At 69.9% G+C, this 19,249-nt stretch carries 15 protein-coding genes; 6 read left to right on the top strand and 9 right to left on the bottom strand.

Translation table 11 applies throughout. From position 1 onward, the window contains the following. Positions 1 to 3: 3 nt before the first annotated feature. Entirely contained in the window at positions 4 to 585 is a 582-nt protein-coding gene (locus tag E2F49_RS07275) for a cytochrome b (protein ID WP_133393189.1), read from the bottom strand. After that, positions 582 to 1,256, bottom strand: coding sequence for a YceI family protein (locus tag E2F49_RS07270; protein ID WP_133393188.1), 675 nt, complete (start codon positions 1,254 to 1,256; stop codon positions 582 to 584). Before E2F49_RS07270 ends, E2F49_RS07275 begins: the two co-directional genes overlap by 4 nt. Before the next feature lie 224 nt (positions 1,257 to 1,480). On the opposite strand from E2F49_RS07270, the gene E2F49_RS07265 reads away from it, so the two are divergent. From E2F49_RS07265 to pdeM, 5 genes are all read left to right on the top strand, one after another. Beyond that, positions 1,481 to 4,975 (top strand): ligand-binding sensor domain-containing protein, encoded by a 3,495-nt coding sequence (locus E2F49_RS07265; RefSeq protein WP_133393187.1) that lies wholly within the window; start codon positions 1,481 to 1,483, stop codon positions 4,973 to 4,975. 119 nt (positions 4,976 to 5,094) lie between these two features. Next, positions 5,095 to 6,096, top strand: a complete 1,002-nt coding sequence (locus tag E2F49_RS07260) for a ligase-associated DNA damage response exonuclease (RefSeq protein WP_133393186.1) — start codon at positions 5,095 to 5,097, stop codon at positions 6,094 to 6,096. Next, positions 6,093 to 7,796 (top strand): cisplatin damage response ATP-dependent DNA ligase, encoded by a 1,704-nt coding sequence (locus tag E2F49_RS07255; RefSeq protein WP_133393185.1) that lies wholly within the window; start codon positions 6,093 to 6,095, stop codon positions 7,794 to 7,796. The genes E2F49_RS07260 and E2F49_RS07255 overlap by 4 nt, the downstream gene beginning before the upstream one ends. A 310-nt stretch (positions 7,797 to 8,106) precedes the next feature. Further along, a complete protein-coding gene (locus E2F49_RS07250) occupies positions 8,107 to 10,560 on the top strand; it encodes a ligase-associated DNA damage response DEXH box helicase (protein WP_165971161.1) in 2,454 nt (817 codons plus the stop codon). Beyond that, a complete protein-coding gene (gene pdeM, locus E2F49_RS07245) occupies positions 10,553 to 11,227 on the top strand; it encodes a ligase-associated DNA damage response endonuclease PdeM (RefSeq protein WP_133393183.1) in 675 nt (224 codons plus the stop codon). The genes E2F49_RS07250 and pdeM overlap by 8 nt, the downstream gene beginning before the upstream one ends. A 1-nt stretch (position 11,228) precedes the next feature. On the opposite strand, the gene hemE is transcribed toward pdeM, so the two are convergent. Genes hemE through E2F49_RS07225 form a run of 4 tightly spaced genes read right to left on the bottom strand, consistent with a single transcriptional unit; the run spans position 11,229 to position 14,346 of the window. After that, the gene (gene hemE / locus E2F49_RS07240; protein ID WP_133393182.1) at positions 11,229 to 12,290 is read right to left on the bottom strand and encodes a uroporphyrinogen decarboxylase; all 1,062 of its coding nucleotides are present in this window, start codon (positions 12,288 to 12,290) and stop codon (positions 11,229 to 11,231) included. A gap of 37 nt (positions 12,291 to 12,327) precedes the next feature. Further along, positions 12,328 to 12,582: a WGR domain-containing protein gene (locus tag E2F49_RS07235; RefSeq protein ID WP_133393181.1), complete on the bottom strand. Its 255-nt coding sequence runs from the start codon at positions 12,580 to 12,582 to the stop codon at positions 12,328 to 12,330. A gap of 26 nt (positions 12,583 to 12,608) precedes the next feature. Further along, positions 12,609 to 13,703: a 3-dehydroquinate synthase gene (gene aroB, locus E2F49_RS07230; RefSeq protein WP_133393180.1), complete on the bottom strand. Its 1,095-nt coding sequence runs from the start codon at positions 13,701 to 13,703 to the stop codon at positions 12,609 to 12,611. 52 nt (positions 13,704 to 13,755) lie between these two features. Further along, the gene (locus E2F49_RS07225; protein ID WP_133393179.1) at positions 13,756 to 14,346 is read right to left on the bottom strand and encodes a shikimate kinase; all 591 of its coding nucleotides are present in this window, start codon (positions 14,344 to 14,346) and stop codon (positions 13,756 to 13,758) included. A gap of 214 nt (positions 14,347 to 14,560) precedes the next feature. Here E2F49_RS07225 and E2F49_RS07220 point away from each other — a divergent pair, with 214 nt between their 5' ends. Continuing rightward, positions 14,561 to 15,061 carry a transcriptional repressor gene (locus E2F49_RS07220; protein ID WP_055249330.1) on the top strand — a complete coding sequence of 167 codons (501 nt, stop codon included), beginning with the start codon at positions 14,561 to 14,563 and terminating at the stop codon, positions 15,059 to 15,061. A 10-nt stretch (positions 15,062 to 15,071) separates the two neighbouring features. Here E2F49_RS07220 and E2F49_RS07215 read toward each other — a convergent pair whose 3' ends face one another. The 3 genes from E2F49_RS07215 to E2F49_RS07205 all read right to left on the bottom strand — a co-directional run bounded on the left by E2F49_RS07215 (position 15,072) and on the right by E2F49_RS07205 (position 19,242). Continuing rightward, positions 15,072 to 16,304, bottom strand: a complete 1,233-nt coding sequence (locus E2F49_RS07215) for an MFS transporter (protein WP_133393178.1) — start codon at positions 16,302 to 16,304, stop codon at positions 15,072 to 15,074. Next, positions 16,301 to 16,669 carry a MarR family winged helix-turn-helix transcriptional regulator gene (locus E2F49_RS07210; RefSeq protein WP_243713494.1) on the bottom strand — a complete coding sequence of 123 codons (369 nt, stop codon included), beginning with the start codon at positions 16,667 to 16,669 and terminating at the stop codon, positions 16,301 to 16,303. Before E2F49_RS07210 ends, E2F49_RS07215 begins: the two co-directional genes overlap by 4 nt. Before the next feature lie 371 nt (positions 16,670 to 17,040). Continuing rightward, positions 17,041 to 19,242 carry a TonB-dependent receptor gene (locus tag E2F49_RS07205; RefSeq protein WP_133393176.1) on the bottom strand — a complete coding sequence of 734 codons (2,202 nt, stop codon included), beginning with the start codon at positions 19,240 to 19,242 and terminating at the stop codon, positions 17,041 to 17,043. Between the last annotated feature and the right edge of the window lie 7 nt (positions 19,243 to 19,249).

Below are 19,249 nucleotides of genomic sequence, written 5' to 3'. Positions count from 1 at the left end.
GAATCAGTCCTGTGGTCGGGTGGAGCGGCCGGCACGCAGCCAGCCGCGGGGCAGCATGCGCGCGAGCGTGTCGTCGCGCAGGAACACGTGGTGATACAGCGCCGCCGCCGCATGCAGCAGCGCGACGGCCACGAGCAGCCAGAACAGCCATTCGTGCACGTTGCCGGCAAGCTGGCGCAGCTCGGCGTCACGTGCGGTCAGCGGCGGCAGGTTGACCAGCTTGAACCACTGCAGCGGATAGCCGGCCGCGGAGTTGAACGTCCAGCCGCTCAGCGGAATCGCGAACAGCAGGCCGTACAGCAGCCAGTGCGTGAGCGATGCGATGCGGTCCTGCCAGCGCGGTGTGCCGGGTGGCGGCACGGGCGCGCCCGCGTAGAAGCGCCACACGAAACGCAAGGTCGCGAGCGCGAGGATCGTCAGGCCCAGCGATTTGTGCAGAGCATAGATCTCGATCTTGGTCGGACTGTTGCGCATGTCGCCCATGACCAGGCCCATGACGCCGGTGGTGAGGATCAGCAGCACCACCAGCCAGTGCAGCAACTGGCTGACACCGCCCCAGCGCATGGCCGTGTTCTTCAACGTCATGGCGCGGGCTCCACCGGCGGCGCATCAGGCGGCGCATCCGGTGCGGCCGCGTCGGGCGTGGGCGCGTCGGCCGCGTCATCAGGAGTGCCACCGCGGCTGCGGGTCGCCTCGACTTCGAGCCGCAGCTCGACCGCATCGCCGATCATCGACTTCCAGGCGTCTGCGCCGAAGGCGCTGCGCGACAGCATGCCCGTGGCGGAGAACCCAACCGTGCGGCGGAACGGCGGCAGCGGGTGCCGCTTGAGCGCATTGCGCACGACCTGCAGCGCGACCTCGCGGGTTTCGCCTCGCAGCGTCAGATTGCCGTGGACGACCGCGCGCTGCGCATCGATCGGTTCGACACGCGTCGAGACGAACGTCGCGACCGGATGCCGTTCGCCGTCGAGCAGGCCGCGGGCCAGCGTCGCCTGGTTCCACTTCGCGTCGCCCAGATCGATGCGCGAAACCGGGATCGACACCTCGACGCGCGCGGTCGACCAGTCGTCCGGGTCGAACACCAGCGTGCCGGCGCTGCCGGACACCGTGCCGATGGCCTTGGAGAAGCCGGCGTGGTCGATCGCGAACTGCACACGGGTATGGACCGGGTCGAGCGCGTACTCCGCGGGCGCGGCGAACGCGGGCAGCGCGGCGAGCAGCAGAACGCAGGAGCAGAGCTGGCGTGGCAGTCGCATCGGCGGTTCCGGAAAGGGAGCGGTGAGGCAGTCGGGCCGATTCTAGGCGCGGCCCGTGCCGACCGCGCAACTTGCGGTGACAACGCAGCGTTGCGAGGATGCCGGGAAGGTTCGGGGGTTGGCGCGAGGGGGTCGGGATTAACAGGACGCGGTTGGCAGGGATTGCCCTGATCTGGATGTTCTGCAGCCTGTGGTCCGGTTTCGGCCGGGGACAGGAACCCGCGATGATCGCGAGCATCCCGCAGATGCGCCAGATCGGCGTACTCGATGGACTGCCCTCGAATCGGGTCAACGACATCGTCGAAGATCGACAGGGCTATCTGTGGATCGGTACCCGTGACGGTCTGGCACGCTTCGATGGCATCGGCTTCCGCGTGTGGCGCGTCGAAGACGGTCTGCGCGACAACTTCGTCTGGGCGGTGCATCTCGATGACCAGGACAGGATCTGGATCGGCACCCGGCGCGGGGGGCTGTCGATGCTGGATGCGGAGCGCGCGACGTTTACGCATTACAACCACGAAACGCATCCGCAGATCCGCGGCGACGACGTCTGGAATGTGACCTCTACGCCGGATGGCGCGATCTGGTTCGGCACCGCAGACGCCGGACTGTACCGGCTGGTGCCTGGCGGTGACCTGCAGAGATTCGATGCCAATCCCGACGATCCGCGCGCGATCCCCTCGGGATCTGTCGGTCATCTCGCGGTGCACAAGGACGGCACATTGTGGGTGGGGACCAAGGGCGGTGTCGTCCGTTTCACCGGATCGGAGTTCGAACGCGTGGTGCTACCGGAGGACGTGACCGGCAGCGTGAACGGTATGGTGTTCGACGCGTCCGGCGATCTGTGGATCGCCGCGTTGGGGCTGGGTGTCGTCCGACGCAGCGACGGGCGTGTAGAGAAGATGACCGAGCGCGACCCGGTGCTCGACCTGCCCGTGTTGCACATGTTGATGCAGGACCGGAGTGGAACGCGCTGGTTCGATACGCGCAGCGGCCTCGCACGCGAAGTAGACGGCCAGCTGGAAGACGTTCCGCTTTTCAGCTTCGCCAGTCGGAGTGCGCTGCGACCCTCTTGGTCCATGGCGTACGAAGATCGCGAGGGCGGGCTCTGGTTCGCGAGCACGGATGCGGGCCTGTGGCACCTGCCCGCGAACTGGCGCAACTTCACTGTGCTGCAGCGTCGCCTGACTGACCCCGACTCCTCCGCGAACGCCTTCGTGCGAGGGGTCGCCGCGTCGCGCGATGGCGGGTTCTGGCTGGTGGGCAGCGGGGGCGTGCTCGATCATCTCGACCCTGTCACCGGTCGCATCCGGCACCGGTTGCGGTCGGTCTGCGGCGACACCGTGAACCGGAGCGTTTACGAATCCAAGAACGGCTATCTGTGGATCGGCTGCCTGGGCCAGCTCGTCCGTTTCGACCCGCGTACGGACGAGGTTGTCCGCTGGTTCGTCGCCGACAGCGTGAACGCCGCACCGATGGGCGAGACCGATCACATCGTCGAGCAGTCGGACGGGACGCTGTGGCTCGCCAGCGAAGTGGAGATCCAGGCGCGCCGGCAGGACGGCCAGGTACTCGCGACATTGCAACCGGAGACGGGCTGGGGCCTGCCGCGGTCCGTCCGGCCTCTGCATTTCACCGAAGCGCCCGACGAAGGCATCTGGCTCGGTACGACGGGCGGCCTGTATCGCGTCGACGCAAGCGAGCACACGGTCGAACGCGTGCCGGGCGGTCCCGACAAAGCCGTGAATGCAATCTCCAGGCAGGCGGATGTGTTCTGGTTCGCTGGCCCCGGTTATCTGAGTACATTCCGTTGGAACGGCACGAAACTCGTGCCGCTGCAGCACTTCGACCAGGCGGACGGCATTCCGCTGGTGACGCCGGGCGGCATCGCGATCGACGATCGCGGGATCGTCTGGGTGACCACGGTCCGCGGGCTGCTGCGATTCGAACCGACGCTGCGCAGGGCGCGCCTCTACAGCATGCTCGATGGCCTGCCCAGCCAGGAGTTCAGCGAGCAGCAGATCGGAGTCTCCAGAGACGGCCACTTCGCGGTAGGTACCGCAGAAGGCCTGCTTCTGTTCCATCCCGGTCTGGTCCATCGACGGACGCGGACGCCGCCGCTGGTGATCGAAACGCTCGATCTACGGCGTGGTGATGACGAGATCGAATTGTCGCCTGACGAACCGATCCGCCTGCGCGACGGCGACCGCGATCTGCGCGTGGTCGCGCGACTGCTGTCCTTTACCGATGCCCATGCGCACCACTACCGCTTCCTTCTGGAGGGATACGAGACGGAATGGGTCGATGCCGACGAGACGGCAGAACGGGTGTTCCCCAGACTGGAATCCGGCCGTTACACCCTGCACGTGGAGGCGCGCACCGAGGACGGCGACTGGACCGCGCTCGCACCACTGTCGATCCATCAGGCGCCTCCTTGGTGGCGGACGGTCTGGGCATCCGTCGCAGCCCTGTTGTTCGTGATGCTGCTGGTCGCGCTGGTTGCGTCCACCTACCGCCAACGCCTGCGCCGCAAGGCCAGCTGGCATCTGGCCGAGCACAAGCGCGAACTGGCCGAGCAGGCATCGCTGGCCAAGAGCCGTTTCCTCGCCACGCTGGGGCATGAGGTGCGCACGCCCATGACCGGCGTACTTGGCATGAGCGAGCTGCTGCTCAATACCGAACTCGACGCGCGCCAGCGCGGATTCGCCGAGTCGATCCGGCGTGCGGGCGACCATCTGATGCGACTGGTCAACGACGCGCTCGATCTGGCGCGCATCGAGGCGGGCCGGCTCGAGCTCGATCCCCAGCCGTTCGAACCGGCGCGGCTGGTGCAGGACGTGGCCGCGCTCTGCGCGCCCATGGCGCGTCAGAAGGCGCTGGGTTTCGACACCGTGCTGCACGAGGCCCTGCCCGGATGGGTGCTGGGCGACGCGGGGCGCGTGCAGCAGATCCTGCTCAACCTGCTCGGCAACGCGGTGAAGTTCACCGAAAGCGGCAGCGTCGGACTGCAGGCCGGGATCGGCGCCGATCGCGCGCTCGTGTTCGTGGTCAGCGATACCGGCCCGGGCCTGAGCCCGGAGCAGCGCGAGCGTCTGTTCCGGCGATTCGAACAGGCCGAGGGCGTGCGGACCGCATCGCGGTATGGCGGCAGCGGTCTGGGGCTTGCGATCAGCCAGGAACTGACGGTGGCGATGGGCGGGCGCATCGAGCTCGACAGCACGCCGGGCGAGGGCACGCGCTTCACCGTGCACCTGCCGCTGCCGGTCGTCGACGCGGCGCCGAGCGTGCAGCAGGACGAGGCCTATCGACAGATCACGTCCGCGGTGGGGCTCGAGATCCTGCTGGTGGAGGACGACCAGACCGTCGCCGACGTCATCGTGGGGCTGCTCGAATCGCAGGGGCACGACGTGGTGCATGCCGTGCACGGGCTGGCGGCGCTGTCGGAGATCACCACCCGCAGTTTCGACCTCGCGATGCTCGACCTCGACCTGCCGGGCATCGACGGCCTGACCTTGGCCGGCATGATGCGCGGCCACGGATTCGCGCAGCCCATGGTCGCGGTGACGGCCCGCGCGGATGCCGATGCGGAAGTGGTCGCGCGCGCGGCCGGCTTCGACGGCTTCCTGCGCAAGCCGCTGACCGGCGAGATGCTGTCCGACACGCTGGCCTCCAACTGGCGCCCGTCGCGGGACGACGACGAGCCGCAGGGCGGGCTCTAGTCGCCCGGCCTGGCCCGGTCTGAACCGCTCGCGGCGCTGTAAGCCCGCGTCTCAGATGTCGAGACGCGGGCCCGGCAGGCTTGCCGCTTCGTGCACAAGCGCGCCAACAGACTGCGCCGATGGCCTCCGCCTCCGACGACCTGATCCAGCTGCGACCCGAAGGGCTGTACTGCCCGGCCGGCGATTTCCATATCGACCCGTGGCGCCCGGTGCCGCGCGCGGTGATCACGCACGGGCACGGTGACCATGCCCGGCTCGGCATGGGCGCGTACCACACGACGCGCGAGGGCCTGCCGATCCTCGAGTGGCGGCTGGGCGAGCAGATCTACATGGCCCACGACTACGGCGCGCCCTTCACGATGGGACGCGCGACGGTGTCGCTGCATCCGGCCGGCCACGTGCTGGGTTCGGCGCAGGTGCGCGTCGAGGTCGATGGCGAAGTCTGGGTCGCCTCGGGCGATTACAAGCGCCAGCACGACCCGACCTGCGCGCCGTTCGAAGTCGTGCCCTGCGACACCTTCATCACCGAGGCGACCTTCGGGTTGCCGGTCTACCGTTGGCCGGACACGTCCGAGGTCGCGCGCGACATCGTCACGTGGCGCGACCGCTGCGGCGAGCGCGGCGAAGCGGCGATCCTCTACTGCTACGCGCTCGGCAAGGCGCAACGCGTACTCGCCGAACTTGCCGCGCACACTGGCGAGGCCGTGCTGCTGCACGGCGCGGTCGCGACCGGTGTCGAGGTCTACCGTCGCGCCGGCATCGCGATGGTCGACACCGTGCCCGTCACCGAAACCGAGAAGACCACCGACTACGCCGGCAAGCTGGTGCTGGCGCCGCCGTCGGCGGCCGGCAGTTCCTGGATCCGCCGCTTCCGCCGTGCGCAGCAGGGCTTCGCGTCCGGCTGGATGCAGATCCGCGGCAATCGTCGGCGCCGCAACTATGACCGCGGGTTCGTGGTCTCCGATCATGCCGACTGGCCGGATCTGATGCGCACCGTGCGCGAGACCGGCGCCTCGCGCATCATCGCCACGCACGGCAATACCGACGCGATCATCCGCGCGCTCAACGAGGACGGCATCGCCGCCGAAGCCTTCCGCACCGATTTCGGGGGTGAGGAGTGAAGCGCTTCGCCCAGCTCTATCGCGAGCTCGACCAGAGTACGGCCACGCTCGACAAGCGTGCGGCGCTGATCCGCTATTTCAGCGAGGCGCCGCCGCGCGATGCCGCCTGGGCGCTGTATCTGCTGTCGGGCGGCAAGGTCGCAGGCGCGCGCCGCAAGATCGCCAACACACGCGAGCTGCGCGAGTGGATCGGACAGGAATCCGGACTGCCGGACTGGCTGGTCGACGACAGCTACGACCAGGTCGGCGACCTGGGCGAAACGCTGGCGCTGCTGCTGGACGATCCCACCGAGGCGGCGCCCGATATCGCGCTGGCCGACTGGATCGAACAGCGGCTGCTGCCGGTCGCCAACAAGGATGTGGAGGTGCGTCGCGCGGTGATCGTCGGCGCGTGGCGCACGCTGCGCTACGACGAGCGCCTGCTGTTCAACAAACTGCTGACCGGCGCGCTGCGCGTCGGTGTGTCGCAACGGCTCGTCCAGCAGGCGCTGGCCGAACTGACCGGCATCGACATCGCCCGGCTCGCGCAACGCATGCTCGGCAGCTGGTCGCCGACGCCGGCGTTCCTGCGCGATCTGCTCTCGCCCGACGAGTTGCCCGGTGACCGGCAACAGCCGTATCCGTTCTTTCTCGCCTCGCCGCTGGAGTCGGCGCTGCGTGCCGAGGCGGAGCCGGCCGGAAGCGCCGAAGAGGATCCGGAAGATGTGGTGACGCCCGACATCGTCGCGCTCGCCAACGATCCCGATGCCGTCGCGCGTGCGCTCGGACCGATCGACGACTGGCTGCTGGAATGGAAGTGGGACGGCATCCGCCTGCAGTTGCTGCGGCGCGATGGCGACGTGGCGCTGTGGTCGCGCGGCGAGGAACGGCTCGACGGGCGCTTCCCGGAAATCGAAGCCGCGGCGATGGCGCTGCCGGACGGCACCGTGCTCGACGGCGAACTGTTGGCCTGGCGCGCGGGCGAAGACGCGCCGCTGGCATTCACCGCCTTGCAGACGCGGATCCAGCGGCTCAAGCCCGGCCCGAAGACCTTGGCCGACACGCCGGTGCGCATGCAGGTCTACGACCTGCTGGAACTTGGCGGCGAAGACTGGCGGGCGCGTCCGCAGCACGAGCGACGAGCGGCATTGGAAGTTTTGATCGCAGCGCATGGCGACCCGCGCATCGTGGTGTCGCCGCGTGTCGAAGCGGCCAGCTGGGCGGCCGCCGCCCGGCTGCGCGACGAGGCGCGCGACCGCGGCGTCGAGGGCCTGATGCTCAAGCGTGCGAACGCGGCGTACCAGACCGGACGCCGACGCGGCGACTGGTGGAAGTGGAAGATCGATCCGCTGACCATCGATGCCGTGCTGCTCTACGCGCAGGCAGGCCATGGGCGCCGCAGCACGCTCTATACCGATTACACCTTCGGCCTGTGGGACGGCGACACGCTGGTGCCGGTCGCCAAGGCCTACTCGGGTCTCGACGACAGCGAGATCCTCGCGCTCGACAAGTGGATCCGCGCGCACACGCTCGAGCGCTTCGGGCCCGTGCGCTCGGTCCGCGCGCACCACGTGTTCGAACTCGGCTTCGAAGCGGTCAACGTGTCGAAGCGGCACAAGTCCGGCATCGCGGTGCGCTTCCCGCGCATCCTGCGCTGGCGCCAGGACAAGCCGATGACCGAGGCCGACCGGCTGGACACCCTGAAGGCGTTGGCGCGGTGAGCGTGGTCCAGCGCAAGTCCGCAACGAGGCGCGTTATCGCGGGGGGCCGTCGACGCGCTGTGTTGCGAGTCCTCCCCCGCAAGGCGGGGGAGGGTTGGGAGGGGGCGAACCGTGAGGTCGATGCAGGAGCAAGTTGCAGGCAATCAGCTCCATCAGTTGCGCAGTCTTCTCCGCGACCGGATCGCTTGCCCCCACCCAACCCTCCCCCGCTAGCGGGGGATGGCTTGCATGCGTCTGGGCTTGCGGGAGCCATCCGACGGTGACTGCGGAAACCACGTCTGGCAAACGCCTCCGCGGCCCCGACGCACCACTGCGTGCCTGGTTCGAATCGCAGGGTTGGACCGCCGCGCCGTTCCAGCGCGAAGTCTGGAAGCGCTACATGGCCGGCGAATCCGGGCTGCTGCAGACACCGACCGGCAGCGGCAAGACGCTGGCCGCATTCGGCGGACCGCTGCTGGAGGCCTGCGCCAACAAGCCCAAGCCGACGCCGGCGACCAGGACGCGCAAGCGGCCGCCGCCCCGGCCACCGGGCAGCCTCAAGGTGCTGTGGATCACACCGCTCCGTGCATTGGCCGTCGACACCGCACGCGCTTTGCGTGCGCCGATCGAAGCGCTGGGACTGGACTGGGTGGTGGCGATGCGGACCGGCGATGCCAGCGCCCGCGATCGCCGCCTGGCGCGCAGCGGACAGGCCGACGTGCTGGTCACCACGCCCGAGTCCCTGTCGCTGCTGCTGTCCTATGCCGACACCGCGCCACAGCTGTCGCAGCTGCAGTGCGTGATCGTCGACGAGTGGCACGAACTGCTGGGCAACAAGCGAGGGGTGCTGCTGCAGCTCGCCCTGGCGCGGCTGCGCCGGCTCAACCCGGCGCTGCGGATCTGGGGCGTGTCGGCGACGCTCGGCAATCTCGACGAAGCGTGTGATGCGCTGCTGCCCCATCTGCCCGACGCGCCACTCGTCGCCGGTGTCGCGCCGAAGCGCTTCACGCTCGACACGCTGCTGCCGGGCGAGGACGAGCGCTTCCCGTGGGGCGGCCATCTGGGCCTCGCGCAGTTGCCGCGTGTGCTCGAACGCCTGATGGCCGAGCGCACCAGCCTGCTGTTCGCGAACACCCGTTCGCAGGCCGAGCTCTGGCATCGCGCGCTGAGCGCGGTCTGGCCCGAGGCGCCAGAGACGCTGGCGCTGCATCACGGCTCGCTGGATCCCAAACTGCGCGCCGCCGCCGAAGACGGTCTGCGCGACGGCAGCATCCGTTGCGCGGTCGCGACATCCAGTCTCGACCTCGGCGTGGATTTTCCGGCCGTCGACCAGGTGCTGCAGATCGGCAGCCCCAAGGGCGTGTCGCGCCTGCTGCAGCGCGCCGGCCGGGCCCGGCATCGACCGGGAGAAGCGGGTCACGTGGTCTGCGTGCCCACGCACGCGCTGGAGCTGGTGGAATACGCCGCCGCGCGCGTGGCGGTGGGCGAGGGCACGATCGAATCGCGGCCGCCGCCAGTGCTGAGCCTCGACGTGCTGGCCCAGCACTGCGTCACGCTCGCGCTGGGCGGTGGCTTCGATGCCGATGCGCTGTTCGACGAGGTCCGCGACACGCATGCGTTTCGCGCCCTGGATGCCACCGCCTGGCGCGCGGTGCTGGACTTCATCGTGCAGGGCGGCACCGCGCTGGCGCACTACCCGGACTTCCGCCGCGTCGTGCGCGACGAGGACGGCATCTACCGCGTCGACGACCGGCGCATCGCGCTGCGGCATCGGCTGTCGATCGGCACCATCGCCAGCGACGGCGCGGTGCGGGTGAAGATGATGCGCGGCGGCGGGCTGGGCTCGGTGGAAGAGAGCTTCATCGGCCGGCTGCGACCGCGCGACCGCTTCCAGTTCGCCGGCCGCACGCTGGAACTGGTGCGGCTGGAAGACATGACCGCCTACGTGCGCCTGGCGAAGTCGGGGAGCGGCACGGTGCCGAAGTGGTCGGGCGGGCGCATGGCGCTGTCGGGCACGTTGGCGCATGTGGTCGAGCGACTGTTCGAGGCGCCACGCGATGTGCCGGAGTTGCGTGCGATCGGGCGCCTGCTCGATCTTCAACAGCGTCTGTCGGCGTTGCCGGCACCGGGGCGACTGCTGGTGGAATGGATCCACGTGCGCGGCGGCGGGCACCTGTTCCTGTATCCCTTCGCGGGGCGGCTGGTGCACGAAGGACTCGCCGCGTTGTGGTCGCTGCGCTGGGGGCGCGTGCACCGCAATAGCTTCACCTTCGCCGCCAACGATTACGGTCTGGTGCTGTCGCCGGCGCAGGATGTGCCGCTCGAGGTTGCGGACGTCGAAGCGCTGCTGACGCCGGATGCCCTGCTGGAGGACCTGCGCGAAAGCCTCAACCTCGCCGAGCTCGCGCGTCGCCAGTTCCGCGACATCGCCCGCGTCGCCGGCCTGCTGCCGCCGTCGCTGCCCGGCCGCGCACCACGGTCGATGCGCCAGCTGCAGGCATCGAGCGGCCTGCTGTTCGACGTGCTGCGACGGCACGATCCCGATCACATGCTGCTGGCCCTGGCCGAGCGCGAGGTCTTCGCCGCGCAGCTCGAAGTGGTGCGCCTGCGCGAGACGCTCGAGGACTGCAGCGCCCGTACGCTGTCGCTGCATGCACTCAAGACCTTCACCCCGATGTCGTTCCCACTGTGGGCCGAGTCGCTGCGCGGCCAGCTGAGCACCGAAGACTGGAAGACCCGCGTGCAACGCGCCGCCGCGCAACTGGAGAAGCGCAACCGTGGTTGAGCTGGCCGTGCCCGGCAGCCTCGGCATCACGGTGGCCGGCGAATCGCTGGTGCTGCTGCCCGACCGCGCACTGTGGTGGCCGCGCATGTCGCTGCTGGCCATCGCCGACCTGCACCTGGGCAAGGGTGATCACTTCCGCCGTGCGGGCATCGCCTTGCCGCGCGGCGGCACCGCGCACGATCTCGACCGGCTCGACGGTCTGCTGGTGCAGACCCGCGCGACGCGACTGCTGGTGCTCGGCGATCTGCTGCACGCCGCCGTGCACGACGCGCAGTGGCGAGATGCGTGGATCGCATGGCGCGCCGGCCGCCAGGCGCTGTCGGTCGAACTGGTCGGCGGCAACCACGACCGCGCGCTGACCGGACGCCCGGGCGTTGCCGCGTCGCTCGGCATCCATCTGCACGGCCACGCACTCGCATTCGCGCCGTTCCTGTTCGTCCACGACCCCGCGCATGGCGCGCAGGCCGATGGTTACCGCCTCGGCGGCCACCTGCATCCGGTCGTGCGCCTGCCCGGCGTGCCGCGTCTGCCGGCGTTCCTGTTCGGCGAGACCGCCGGCGTGCTGCCGGCGTTCACCGCCTTCGCCGGCGGCTGGCGCGTCGACCGCACGTCGGAGACGCGGCTTTTCGCCTGCGCCCCGGACGCAGTGGTCGACGTGTCCGTCTGATTCAGCGCGCGCTGTACGCGTGCACCTCGTCGACCAGCACGCCGACGTGGTCGGGGTTCATGTCCGGCGACATGCCGTGGCCGAGGTTGAAGACGTGGCCGTCGCGCGAGCCGCCGTTGCCGTCGCGGTAGCTGTCGAGCGCGTCGCGGACCTTGGCGCGGATCGCATCGGGTGAGCCGTACAGCGTGGTCGGATCCAGATTGCCCTGCAGCGCGACGCGGCCCTGCGTGCGGCGCGCGGCGTCGCCCAGTTCGATCAGCCAGTCGACGCCGACACCTTCGGCGCCCGACTGCGAGAGTTCATCGAGATACGCGGCATTGCCCTTGCCGAACAGGATGAGGGGCGTGTCGCCGCGTTCCAGCTCGCGCGCGATGCGGGTCAGGTACGGCAGCGAAAACTCCCGGTACATCGCCGGCGACAGCACGCCGCCCCACGTATCGAACACCTGCAGTGCCTGCGCGCCCGCGGCGCGTTGTGCGGCGAGATACGCGATGACCGCATCGGTGTTGACCGACAGCAGCGCGTGCAGCGCCTGCGGGTCGTTGAGCGCCATCGCCTTGATGCGCGCGAAATCCTTGCTGCCGCCGCCTTCGACCATGTAGCAGGCCAACGTCCACGGACTGCCCGAGAAGCCGATCAGCGGGACCCTGCCGTCCAGCTCGCGACGGATCGTGCGCACCGCGTCCATGACGTAGCGCAGTTCGGTTTCCATGTCCGGCACGCCGAGTTTCGCGATGCTGGCCGCGTCGCGGACCGGATGGCGGAACTTCGGGCCTTCGCCTTCGACGAAGTACAGCTCCAGACCCATCGCGTCCGGGATGGTCAGGATGTCGGAGAACAGGATCGCCGCGTCCAGATCGAAGCGCGCCAGCGGCTGCAGCGTGACCTCGCAGGCGAGCTCGGGGTTCTTGGCCATCGCCAGGAAACTGCCGGCGGCCTTGCGCGACGCGCGGTACTCCGGCAGATAGCGGCCGGCCTGGCGCATCAGCCAGACAGGCGTGCGGTCGACGGGTTCGCGGCGGAGGGCGCGGAGGAAGCGTTCGTTTTTCAGGACGGCAGACATCGGGACGGAATTTCCTGTGGAGGCGGCGCGCGCGCGGTCAGGCCGGCGCGTCGCTGCCGCGGGCGAACATCAACTGGAAGCCGCGCTTGAGCTGCGCATCGCGCGCGGTCTCGAGCGCCTTGAGTGCGCTGGGCTGATCGAGGAACTGGTCGCGCCGCAGCGTACTGCGGCCGCCGACCTGGCCGGTTTCGCGCAGCAGCACCCAGCCGCCCAGCAGATCGGGCTGCAGGGTCAGCTGTACGAAGCGGGGCGCCTCGTGGCCGTCGGGGTGCTGCTGCAGGAACAGGCGCATGCCGCCGATTGTACGGCGGGCGAGGTTCAGGCCTCGCGCAGCACCGACAACACTGCCGATTCGGGGACGTCGCCGACCACCTCCGCCCGCCCGGCGCCGCGCCAGACGATGAAGCGCAGGCCGCCGGCAGTCGCTTTCTTGTCGAGACGCATGTGCGCGAGCAGGCGTTCGGGGTCCAGACCCGGCGGCACGTCGACCGGCAATTGCAGGCGCACAAGCAGGTCGCGCAGCCGCCGCGTGTCCGCCGCCGGCGCCAGGCCCAGCGCTTCCGACAACCGCGCCGCCAGCACCATGCCGACCGCGACCGCCTCGCCGTGATTGAGGCCACCGTAGCCCTGCTCGGTCTCGATCGCATGACCGAAGGTGTGGCCGAGATTGAGCAGGGCGCGTTCGCCGTGCTCGAACGGGTCCCGCGCGACGATCGCCGCCTTGTGCGCGCAGCTGCGGGCGATGGCCTCGGCCAGCGCCGCGTCGTCCATTGCCAGCAGCGCGTCCGCGTTGGCATCGATCCAGTCGAGGAAGGCCGCATCGCCGAGCGCGCCGTACTTCACCACTTCGGCCAGGCCCGCACGCAACTCACGCGCGGGCAGCGTGCGCAGCGCGGCGGTATCGGCGATCACCGCGCGCGGCGGATGGAAGGCGCCAACCAGATTCTTGCCCTGCGGCAGGTCGACCGCGGTCTTGCCGCCAACCGAGGAATCCACCATCGCCAGCAGCGTGGTCGGCAGCTGCACGCAGTCGATGCCGCGCATCCAGCAGGCCGCGGCGAAACCGGCCAGATCGCCGATGACGCCGCCCCCGAGCGCGAACAAAGTCGCGTCGCGACGCATGCGCGCATCGGCGAGCGCATCGGTGACGTCGGCGAAACTGGCGAGCGTTTTGGACGCCTCGCCCGGCGGCAGCACGTGCCGGTGGATGCGCAGGTCCGGGCGCGCGGCCTGCAGCGCGGCGGCGACACGGTCGGCATACAGCGGCGCGACATGCGCGTCGCTGACCAGCATCGCGTCGCGGCCGCGGACGCTGCGGGCGAGCAGGGCGCCGTCGTCCAGCAGGCCGGGACCGACGTGGATGCTGTAGGGGACGTCGCCGGCGACGGCGACTTCGCGAGGTGTGAGGTTCATGCGGGTCGTAAGCGGGAGGAGGAATCGACCGGCGTCGCACGGGCGACGCGGTTCAAGGCGAGTGGGATGTGGCGGCATCCGCATGGTCGGCGTCGGGCGCGAGCGCGCGGGGGCCGGGCGGCTGCCAGTGCACTTCGACCAGATGTCCCAGCTGCGCGGCCGCCTCGTTGCAGGCGTGCGGACCGGTGTCGAAGCGCAGATGCGCGGCGTCGGCATACAGCGGGGCGCGTTCGACGGCGAGCCGGCGCAGCACGTCGCTCCGGTCGTCGCCGGCGAGCAGCGGGCGCGTGCGATCGCGCGCCAGTCGCGCCAGCTGGGTGTCGACATCGGCATGCATGTGCACGACGAAGCCGTGCGCGCGCATCGCGGCGCGGTTGCCGGCGTCGAGCACCGCGCCGCCGCCGGTGGCGATGACCTGTCCGCTGCCGGCCAGGATCTGCGCCAGCACCGCTCGCTCGCGCGCGCGGAAGCCGGCTTCGCCTTCGCATTCGAAGATCATCGGAATCGAGGCACCCGTGCGCACCTCGATCTCGTGGTCCACGTCGACGAAGACCGCGCCGAACCGCGCCGCGAGGCGGCGGCCGATCGAGGACTTGCCGGCGCCCATCGGTCCGACGAGCACGAGATTGGGGGCGGACTGCATGCCCGCATGCTAGCAGCGGGGCGCGGGGCGTCGACCGTTGCAGGCGCAAGTGTCGCGGTGTCCGGCCGCGTGTCGATCCGGGCGCCCCGGCGCGCGTCCATCGCGCGGCGCGCCTTGCGTCTCCCGGACACGCGACGCCTGCATCGGCGCATGGACCGATGCGTCCCGACACCGCCGGCTTGAGTCGGCCCCGGTCCGTCTCCATCATGCAGGCATGGCCAAGCACGCCCACCCCTGCACGGATCCGCACCATCACGTCGACGACGCCGCGAGCTTCATCCGCGCGGTGGAGCGCGCCTGCGGCGAGCGCGGCCTGCGGCTGACGCCGATCCGCGCGCACGTGCTGGGCCTGATCGCCGACGCCGGCCGGCCGCTCAAGGCCTACGACCTGCTCGACCAGGTGCGCGAGGGCGACGGTCCGGGCGCGGCGGCACCGCCGACGGTGTATCGCGCGCTGGATTTCCTGCTGGCCAACGGCTTCATCCACAAGCTGCAGTCGGTCAACGCCTTCGTCGCGTGCCATCACCCGAGCACCGCGCAGCATTCGGTGCCGTTCCTGATCTGCGACCGTTGCCACAGCGCCGTGGAGCTGGAGGACGAGGCCGTCGTGGCGTCGCTCGACGAGCGCGCACGCGCGCTGGGCTTCGTGCCGCAGGCGCAGACGCTGGAAGTCCACGGCCTGTGCGCGCAGTGCGCGCACGCCGAACCGCACTGACGCAGCGACGTCAGGCGGCCGCGACCGCCTTCGGCAGCTGCGCTTCGCGGATCGGCAGATTGGCCGCAGCGGCCAGCAGCGCCAGCGCCATGTCGGCGTACCAGACCCACAGATACGAGCCCGTCTTCGCCACTGCGATGCCACCCATCCATGCGCCGAAGAACGCGCCGGTCTGGTGCGAGAGCAGGGTCAGACCGAACAGCGTCGCCAGATAGCGCGGGCCGAACAGCTTGCCGACGAGGCCCGCCGTCGGCGGCACGGTCGCCAGCCAGCTCATGCCCAGACCGATGGCGAACAGGAAGAACGTCGTCGGCGTCGGTGGCGACAGCACGTAGACCAGGATCATCAGCGCGCGGCTGGCGTAGATCGCGGTCAGCAGCCACTTCATGCGGTAGCGCTGGCCCAGCCAGCCGGCGCCGATGCTGCCGACGATGTTGAACAGTCCGATCAGCGAGAGCGCCATCGCCGACACGCCGGCCGACAGCCCGCACATCGCAATCTCGGTCGGCAGATGCGTCACCAGGAAGGCGATGTGGAAGCCGCAGGTGAAGAAGCCCAGATGCAGCAGCCAGTAGCTGCGGTCGCGCAGCGCGACGCGCAACTGTGCGCGCAGGCCGATGTCGTCTTCGACGACCACCGCCACGGCGGCGTCTGCGGGTGCCGGCGGCAGTTTGCGACGCCGCAACGGCCACGCCAGCGGCAGGGTGGCGAGCGCGGTCGCGGCCATGGCCCACGCGGCGGCGGCCCAGCCGAAGGCGCCGATCATCGTGGTCGCGAACGGCGCATAGAGGAACTGGCCGAACGAGCCGCCCGCGTTGACCACGCCCGAGGCCATCGAGCGCTTCTCGGCGGGAATCGCCCGCGCAGTGCTGCCGATCAGGATCGAGAAGCTGCCTGCGCCGGCGCCCGCGGCGCTGACCAGACCCAGCGTCAGCAGCAGGCCCCACTCGGAAGCGAAGAACGGCGCCGCCGCCATGCCGGCGAACAGCAGCACGCCGCCGAGCACCAGCACGCGTCCGCTGCCGCGCTGGTCGGCGATCGCGCCGAACACAGGCTGCACCGCGCCCCAGACGAACTGGCCGACCGCCAGCGCGAAACTGATCGCCGCGATCCCCAGGCCCGTATCGGCGGCGATCGGCTGCACGAACAGGCCCAGCGACTGCCGGATGCCCATCGTGATCATCATCATCGCGGTCGCCGCGAGCACCAGCGGCCACCAGCGGTTCATGACGGGCGCGCTCATGCGGCGAGTGTCCGGGTCGCGCGATCGAGCACCGCGTGCAGGCGCCCGACCTCGTCGACGCCCATCAGCGCTTCGATCTGCAGTTGCGTGGCACGCCACAACGGCTCGGCGACCCGGAGCACCGCATCGCCGGCGGGACGCATTTCGACGCGACGCTGGCGGGCATCGTCGGGATCACGCTGCAGGCACACCCAGCCTGCAGCGACCAGATGCCCGAGATCGCGGCTGAGCGTGCTGCGTTCCATGCCCAGGCTGCGCGCCAGTGCACCGACAGTCTGCGGCTGGCCCCGGGCGTGCCGCAGGATGGCGTACTGGTTGACGTTGATGCCCGCCGGCGCCAACGCCCGGTCGTAGCGCTGCGTCATCAGCCGCGCGATTTTGCGCAGGCGATGGCAACTGCAACCGGAGGCGGGAACGCCGGGAGTCTCGTTCTGGACGCGCATTGCGTGTACCTGCATCGAATTTTCGATGTATTACACCTTGATGACGGGCCGGTCGACTGTGACCGCTCCGCGCGCGTCTCCGCCGTTGCGCTTGTGGGAGCGCGCTGCCGCGGTTCCCGGTAAGCCGGCAGATTTCGCGACCGGGTGGAATCGCGACCGGGGTCGCTCCCGAATCTGCTTCGCAGACTTGGCTGTAGTCCAGCGGCTGGTCAAAAAAAGCCCCACGCCGGAACCCGGCGTGGGGGGGGTGACGCACGCGTCACTGGAGAGACCGGAACCGGTCGGATCGACCGTCAGAAGTACACGCGGATGCCGCCTGCCACCGTGCGACCGGGCAGGGGGGCGTAGTCGCGCAGCAGCGAGGTGTGCGGACGGGCTTCGCGATCGGTCAGGTTGCGGCCGTCGAGGAACAGCTCCCACTGGGTGCCGTCGGCTTCGCCGACGCGCCAGGCGACGCCCGCATTGACCAGGGTGTAGCCGGGGCTGGGCGCCTCGAGCGCGGCCACGCGGTCCTGCTTCTGGTAGCGCACCGCGCCGACGTTCGCGCGCCAGCCGCCCAGGGTCCAGTTGAGGTCGGCGCCGTATCGCGACGGGGCGATGCGCGGCAGATTGCCGCCTTGGGCGATGTCGACCGTGTAGTTGTGCGCGTGGTCGCCATGCGGCACCGCGAACGCGACTTCGCGGGTGCCGCTGCCATCGAGTTCGGCGCGCACGATGTCGCCGAACACGCGCAGGTCGAAGTCGCCCGCGTCGGATTCCAGGAGATGGAACTTGGCCTCGGCCTCGGCGCCGCGGAAGGTCGCATCGCCCTGGGTCCACAGACGCACCGGGAAGCCCTGCTCTTCGACGCCGGTGTCGGCGAGATAGGTGAAGCGGTCGAATTTCGTCTGGTAGACCGCGGCCTTGAACTCGACGAAATCGGTGTGCGCGTGGACGCCCACCTCCAGACGCTGGCCGCGTTCGGTGTCGAGCGTGTCGTCGCCGATCTCGATCGAGCGGGTGGCGATGTGCGGGCCGGCGGCGAACAGTTCCTCGTTGGTCGGCGCGCGCTCGGAGATGTCGGCGCCGAAGCGCAGGTCGAACACGTCCGACAGGTGCCAGATCGCCGCGCCCGACAGGCTGCTGGCGTCGAACTTGCGCGACTGGCCGGCCTGCGGCTCGATTTCGACGCGCTCGTGGCGGCCGCCGAACTCCAGCTTCACCGGCCCGAACTCCTTCTCCTGTACGACGAACAGGCCCAGCGTGTCGGTCACGCTCGGCGGCACGAAGGCTTCTTCGCCGACCGCGCCGAAGTCGACATGACCGACCTGCAGGCCGAAGGCGCCGTTCCAGCCGGCGATCGGGTTCTGCACGGCCTCGATGCGGGCCTCGGTGCCCTTGTTGGTGAAGCGCGTCGCCGGCGTGTCGCCTTCGAGCTCGACATGCTCGTAATCGTTGTAGGCCGCGCGCACGTTCAATGCGCTGAGGAAGGGCAGCGGGTTGTACAGGCCACCCTTCAGGTCAATGCGGTTCTGCACCATGTCGATGCGTACCGAGCCGTGCTCGTCGTGGTCATGGTCGTGATCGTGGTCATGGTCATGACCGCCGTCCTCGGCGTGCACGTGTGCACCGTCGGGCAGGCCGTAGTTGGTGCGGTAGGTGCTCAGGGCCATGCCGAGGTGGCCGCGCTCGCCGAAATACGTGGCGCCGACAGCACCGGCGCGCGTCCGGATCGAACTGTTGGGCAGCGTGCCGAAGGCGTTCTCTTCGTCCGCGTGTTCGTGGTCGTGATCATGGTCGTGATCGTGGTCTTCGGGCACCTGCGCAAAGCCGGGAATGTCGAAGTCGCCGGTGTTGCGGATCAGGCCGTCGACATGCAGCACCAGGTTGTCGCCGCTGACGCCGTCGAGGCGGAACATGCCGCTGCGCTCGTCGTTGCCGCTGGCGGCGCGCAGTTCGGCGCGGCCGCTGAGCGGACGATCGGGCACTTCGCGCGCGATGCGGCCGTCGACCACGTTGACCGCGCCGCCGATCGCGCCGCTGCCGTAGAGCAGGTTGGCCGGCCCCTTGAGCACTTCGATCTGGTCGGCGAGGAAGGGCTCGATGCTGACCGCGTGGTCGGCGCTGACGGTCGAGGCGTCCATGCTGCCGATGCCGCCCGAGAGCACCTGCACGCGCGGGCCTTCCTGGCCGCGGATGATCGGCCGGCCCACACCGGTGCCGAAGAATCCGCTCTGCACGCCGGGCAGCGACGAGACGGTGTCGCCCAGATTGCCGGCCTTGCGATCCTCCAGCGCATCGCCATACAGCACCTCCACCGGGTGGGCGAGATCTTCGGCGTCGCCTCCCAGCGGGGTCGCCGTCACCTGCACGCGGTCGAGCGTGGTGGGATGCGCGTGGGTCTGGTTCTGTGCCTGCGCGTCGCTCTGGGCGAAGGCCGCGGCCGTCGGCAGCAGCAGGGCGACGGCGATCGCGAGGCGGGTCGGGACGGGGGCAAACCGGGAAGTCTTGGTCATTACGGAT

This window comes from Luteimonas terrae (assembly GCF_004358165.1).
Lineage (GTDB): Bacteria > Pseudomonadota > Gammaproteobacteria > Xanthomonadales > Xanthomonadaceae > Luteimonas > Luteimonas terrae.
This window is presented reverse-complemented; position numbering and strand designations above follow the sequence as displayed.

Excerpts from the sequence above, each read along its gene's own strand:
- aroB (WP_133393180.1), bottom strand. The coding sequence starts at position 13,703 with ATGAACCTCACACCTCGCGAAGTCGCCGTCGCCGGCGACGTCCCCTAC.
- E2F49_RS07210 (WP_243713494.1), bottom strand. The coding sequence starts at position 16,669 with ATGACGCAGCGCTACGACCGGGCGTTGGCGCCGGCGGGCATCAACGTC.
- E2F49_RS07225 (WP_133393179.1), bottom strand. The coding sequence starts at position 14,346 with ATGCAGTCCGCCCCCAATCTCGTGCTCGTCGGACCGATGGGCGCCGGC.
- E2F49_RS07260 (WP_133393186.1), top strand. The coding sequence starts at position 5,095 with ATGGCCTCCGCCTCCGACGACCTGATCCAGCTGCGACCCGAAGGGCTG.
- E2F49_RS07205 (WP_133393176.1), bottom strand. The coding sequence starts at position 19,242 with ATGACCAAGACTTCCCGGTTTGCCCCCGTCCCGACCCGCCTCGCGATC.
- hemE (WP_133393182.1), bottom strand. The coding sequence starts at position 12,290 with ATGTCTGCCGTCCTGAAAAACGAACGCTTCCTCCGCGCCCTCCGCCGC.
- E2F49_RS07215 (WP_133393178.1), bottom strand. The coding sequence starts at position 16,304 with ATGAGCGCGCCCGTCATGAACCGCTGGTGGCCGCTGGTGCTCGCGGCG.
- E2F49_RS07220 (WP_055249330.1), top strand. The coding sequence starts at position 14,561 with ATGGCCAAGCACGCCCACCCCTGCACGGATCCGCACCATCACGTCGAC.
- E2F49_RS07270 (WP_133393188.1), bottom strand. The coding sequence starts at position 1,256 with ATGCGACTGCCACGCCAGCTCTGCTCCTGCGTTCTGCTGCTCGCCGCG.
- E2F49_RS07265 (WP_133393187.1), top strand. The coding sequence starts at position 1,481 with ATGATCGCGAGCATCCCGCAGATGCGCCAGATCGGCGTACTCGATGGA.
- E2F49_RS07235 (WP_133393181.1), bottom strand. The coding sequence starts at position 12,582 with ATGCGCCTGTTCCTGCAGCAGCACCCCGACGGCCACGAGGCGCCCCGC.
- E2F49_RS07275 (WP_133393189.1), bottom strand. The coding sequence starts at position 585 with ATGACGTTGAAGAACACGGCCATGCGCTGGGGCGGTGTCAGCCAGTTG.